Source organism: Streptomyces sp. IBSBF 2435 (assembly GCF_036815005.1).
Classification (GTDB): Bacteria; Actinomycetota; Actinomycetes; order Streptomycetales; family Streptomycetaceae; genus Actinacidiphila.
Genome location: NZ_JAJSYW010000322.1, coordinates 1 through 4,095, shown reverse-complemented (window position 1 = coordinate 4,095; position 4,095 = coordinate 1). Strand labels below are relative to the sequence as shown.

The following is a 4,095-nucleotide window of genomic DNA, read 5'->3' as shown; positions in this document are numbered from 1 at the left end:
CCCTGACCCCCACCAGCACCCGCTACCTGCGGCTCACCGTCACCGGCAACACCGGCTGGCCGGCGGCCCAGCTCTCCGAGCTGGAGGCCTACACCTCGTAGCCCGAACGGCTCCCCGACGGCGGACGGCGGTGCTCCAGGCGGGCGCCGCCGTCCGCCGTCGTGCGGCCCGGCGCCGGGCGGTGCGCGGTGTCGCCGTGCTCGCGCAGGTGCAGTGCGCGCAGCGCGATCTCGGTGGCGAAACGGTGGTCGGGGTCGGCCAGCTGGTCGCCGAAGGCCCGGTCCAGGATGCGGATCCGGTAGCGCACGGTCTGCGGGTGCACCCCCAGGCGGTCGGCGACCTGGGCGGCGGTGCCCCGGGTGGTGAGCCAGATCCGCAGGGTGTCGATCAGCCGGGTGCGCTGGGTCGGGGTCAGCCCGGCCAGCGGGCCGAGGTATTTCCTGGCGATCTGGTTGACCAGCGCCGGGTCGCCGAGCAGCCACAGCGGCAGCAGATGGTCCTCGCACATCGCGACCGCGTCCTCGTCGATCACCCCCGAGTCGGTGAGCGCCAGCGTCTGCCGGGCCCAGCGCAGCGAGTCGGCCGCCTCGCTGAGCGAGGTGGTCAGCCCGACCGCGGCCCGGCAGCCCTGTAACGCCGCGGCCAGCGACCGCCGCCGCTCCTCGGTGAACGGGCCGGGCACCAGCAGGTGCGGCTCGGGGTCGGCGAAGTCCAGCAGGACGTCCTTGTCCAGCGCGGAGCGCGACGGCCGGGTGTCCGCTGCGACGGCGACCAGCGTGACCTCGTCGGGCAGCGGCCAGGCGGAGTGCTCGGCGAGTTCGGCCAGCGCGCTGCGGGCGACCGCGGTGCCGCCGAGTATCCGGCGCAGCAGCCGCCGGCGCCGGTTGTCCGGCTCCTCGCCCAGTTCGGCGAGCGCCTGCACGTATCCCTCGCGGGACAGCTCCGCCAGGTCCCCCATATAGGCGAACAGCGCGTCGGCGAAGGTCAGCATGAAGGACGCGGACAGGCTGTAACGGCGGCCCACCGTGCGGACCCTGCGCAGCGCGACCTGGCAGCCGATGCGGTACGCGGCCTGCAAGTTGTCCAGGCTGCGGCCCTCGTACGCCTCGAAGCGGCCGAACCGGCGGCACAGGTCGTCACGCAGCGCGGTGGTGGCGGTGGGCGCGGCCACCCGGTCCACGAAGGTGGCGATGCTCTGCTCGATGCCTATTTTGATCACCCGGGCGTTGGGGCCCTCCAGCAGGTGACCGTATTCGGGGATGGCGGTGACGATTTCGGCCGCCATCTCCTTTAAAAGACTCGGCAGTTCAGGGCGCATGACGGCGGCGAACTCACGCGGAATCGGACCGGAAGGTTCCGCATTTTCGGGTGTCTGACGCATGACAGTCATGCCCCTCCCCTCCGGATGCGCCCCTTCGCGCTCCGTAACCTTGCTGCAACATAGACCAATCGTGCACGGAGCGCAGCACCCCGTACACGGGAACGTGCTCGGCGGGCGCCGCCCGGCAGACCGTACCGTGGCCGCCCCGGGAGCGCCGGGCGCGGCGGCGGATGCTCACTCGCGGACAAAAACGCGACCCCGCACTGTGTCCGCGGTGACAGAAAAATACCCGGCGGTAAGGTCCGGCCGGGAATCTTGGGCGCACTTATTGCGCCCCGAGTTACCCGTGCGTAACGTCCAGCACCGCAAGAGCAGCCGACCGGATTCGGCATCCAACGTTCCAGGTAGTGAGTCGCAACCGAATTCCCGCCCCCCAAGTCGGGAGCCGGTTTATCAAGCACGTCAACTTCCAGGAAGGACCCTCCCGTGCGCAAGCTCTCCACTCTCACCAAGAGCACGTTCGTCACCGGTGCCGCGATCGCCGCGGCGGTCGGTCTGGCCGCCAGCCCCGCCTCGGCGGCCGGCACGTGGACCGTCACGGGCGGTGGCAACTTCACCGCCTCCGCGAGCAAGCCGACCCTGAAGGACACCAACACCGGCACGACGCTCAACTGCACCTCGTCGGCCGCGACCGGCAGCGCGCCGAACGGCACCGGCCTGTCCGGCACGGGCATCGCCTCCATCGCCACCCTGTCGTTCACCGGCTGCACCGGCCCGGCCGGCATCAGCTTCACCGTCTCCGCGCAGGGTCTGCCGTGGCACATCAACGCCGGGTCCTACAACGCCACCACCGGTGTCACCACCGGCACCCTCACCGGTGTCATCGCCAAGCTCTCCGGCCTGTGCAACGCCACCTTCGCCGACCCGTCGGGCGTGACGACCGGCGCGACCCTGACGGCGACCTACACCAACAGCACGCACACCCTGGCGATCACCGGCGGCAACCTGAAGGCGTACAGCGTCTCGGGCATCTGCCTCGGCCTGATCAACAGCAACGACCTCGCCGTCTTCAACGGCAGCTACGTCGTGAACCTCACCACCCTGAAGATCACCTCCCCGTGATCGGGCGCTGATCGCAGGAATGCCGTACGCAAAGGACCCCGGCCCGGAATTCGGGCCGGGGTCGCGCCAGCGAAAGGCCAGGAAAAAACTCCCGGGAAAGGGTCGGAGAAGGTCCCGGGAAAGGGAAGGCAAGGGGACGGACATGAGAAGAGCTCTCCGGTATCTCGCACCGCTGATCGCGGCATTCGCAGCCGTACTCACCCTGAGCACCTCGGCCTTAGCCGGGACCGTGACACCCGGCGGGCCCTTCACGGCGGCCACCTCGCCGTGGGTGATCGGCAACCCCGTCAGCGGGGTCGACATCACCTGCGGCACGCTGGACCTCGGCGGCACCCTGATGTCCTCGTCCACGCCCGTCATCGGCCACGTCTCCTCCGCGACGGCCACCATGTGCAGCGGTCCCGCGGGCCTGACCTTCACCATGACCTTCCTCGGCCTGCCCTGGACGGTCAACGAGACGACCTACAACGCCACCACGGGCGTCGCCACCGGCACCCTCACCGGTTTCCGCGTCCAGCTGAGCGGCATCTGCAAGGCGACCATCGCGGGTCCCGGCGGCGCGGGTGCGGGCGGGACGCTGGGCTGGAGCCACAGCAACTCCGTCCCGCAGACGCTGACCGCGACCTCCGGCTCGCTGGTGCTCTACAACGTGACCGGCTGCCTGGGACTGCTGAACAACGGAAACGCGGTGACCGTCGGCACCAGCGCCTACACCCTGTCCCCGCCCCAGAGCATCAGCTAGTCGCGGGCGGTCCGCGTACTCACCCGATGACAAAGCGGCGGACCGGATTTGTCATCAGGTGACAAGAAATCAGCGCCCCGCGAGATTGCGAGGTGTCCGCCCGTTCGATCACTTGTCGGGCCTTATTACCCGCACGTAATGTCCTGCCGCTGAGCCTGTTGGAGGAATGCAGAGATGAGGGGTGCCGTGCTACCGGGTCGAACGGTGCGCTTCGCCACGATCACCACGGTCGCGCTCGTGGCGGGGCTGCTGTCCGGGCCGGCCTCCACGGCCATCGGCGGCGACGGGGACGGGAAGCTGACGCTCGGCTACGAGTGCCGCTTCCCCTCCGGCGCCCAGGATGTCACCGTCGCACTGACGCAGGACTACCCCGGCGGCGCGGCGGTCGGCAAGCCCATCCAGCCCGGTGCGCTCAAGGCCGTGGTCACCATCCCGCGGGCCGGCGTCGCCGCCATGCTGCCCGCGCCGGCGGCCGCCCTGTCCGGGTCGGCGGCGCTGACCGTGCACGTCTCGCAGGGGACCTCGACGGCCGACGCGCCCTGGCCCGGCCTGACCGCCCCCGGGGTGCCGGCCGACGGCACGGACGACGTGCAACTCGCCTTCGGCGGTACGGTGCCGCCGCTGTCGGTGACCGCGCCGGGAGCGGTGGCCTTCGAGGCCGGCGACCTGGCCCTGACGCTGCACCCGGTGGCCGCCCCCACCCCACCGGCCACCCCGGCGCCCACCGCGTCCGGCACCGCCACCGGCTTCGGCACCAGCTCGGGACGGACCACCGCGGCGGGCAGCATCCCCCCGGCGCTTCCCGACATCACCGGCGACTGCTCGCCCAAGTCCGGCCAGGACACCCTGCTGGCGACCGTACGGGCGGCCGGCGACCCCACAGGACCCACCGGGTCGCCCACCCCCGGCA

At 71.1% G+C, this 4,095-nt stretch carries 4 protein-coding genes; 3 read left to right on the top strand and 1 reads right to left on the bottom strand.

Annotated elements, in window-relative coordinates; genetic code table 11:
- Positions 1-88 precede the first annotated feature (88 nt).
- Entirely contained in the window at positions 89-1,390 is a 1,302-nt protein-coding gene (locus V7E46_RS32800; RefSeq protein WP_333771815.1) for a helix-turn-helix domain-containing protein, read from the bottom strand.
- Positions 1,391-1,807: 417 nt separating this feature from the next.
- Between V7E46_RS32800 and V7E46_RS32795 the strand changes: the two genes are divergently transcribed.
- The 3 genes from V7E46_RS32795 to V7E46_RS32785 all read left to right on the top strand — a co-directional run.
- Positions 1,808-2,443: a hypothetical protein gene (locus tag V7E46_RS32795; RefSeq protein WP_333771814.1), complete on the top strand. Its 636-nt coding sequence runs from the start codon at positions 1,808-1,810 to the stop codon at positions 2,441-2,443.
- Between the two features lie 142 nt (positions 2,444-2,585).
- Positions 2,586-3,185, top strand: a complete 600-nt coding sequence (locus V7E46_RS32790) for a hypothetical protein (RefSeq protein WP_333771813.1) — start codon at positions 2,586-2,588, stop codon at positions 3,183-3,185.
- 186 nt (positions 3,186-3,371) lie between these two features.
- On the top strand, positions 3,372-4,095 hold a 724-nt coding region (locus tag V7E46_RS32785; RefSeq protein ID WP_333771812.1), incomplete at its 3' end, for a DUF6801 domain-containing protein.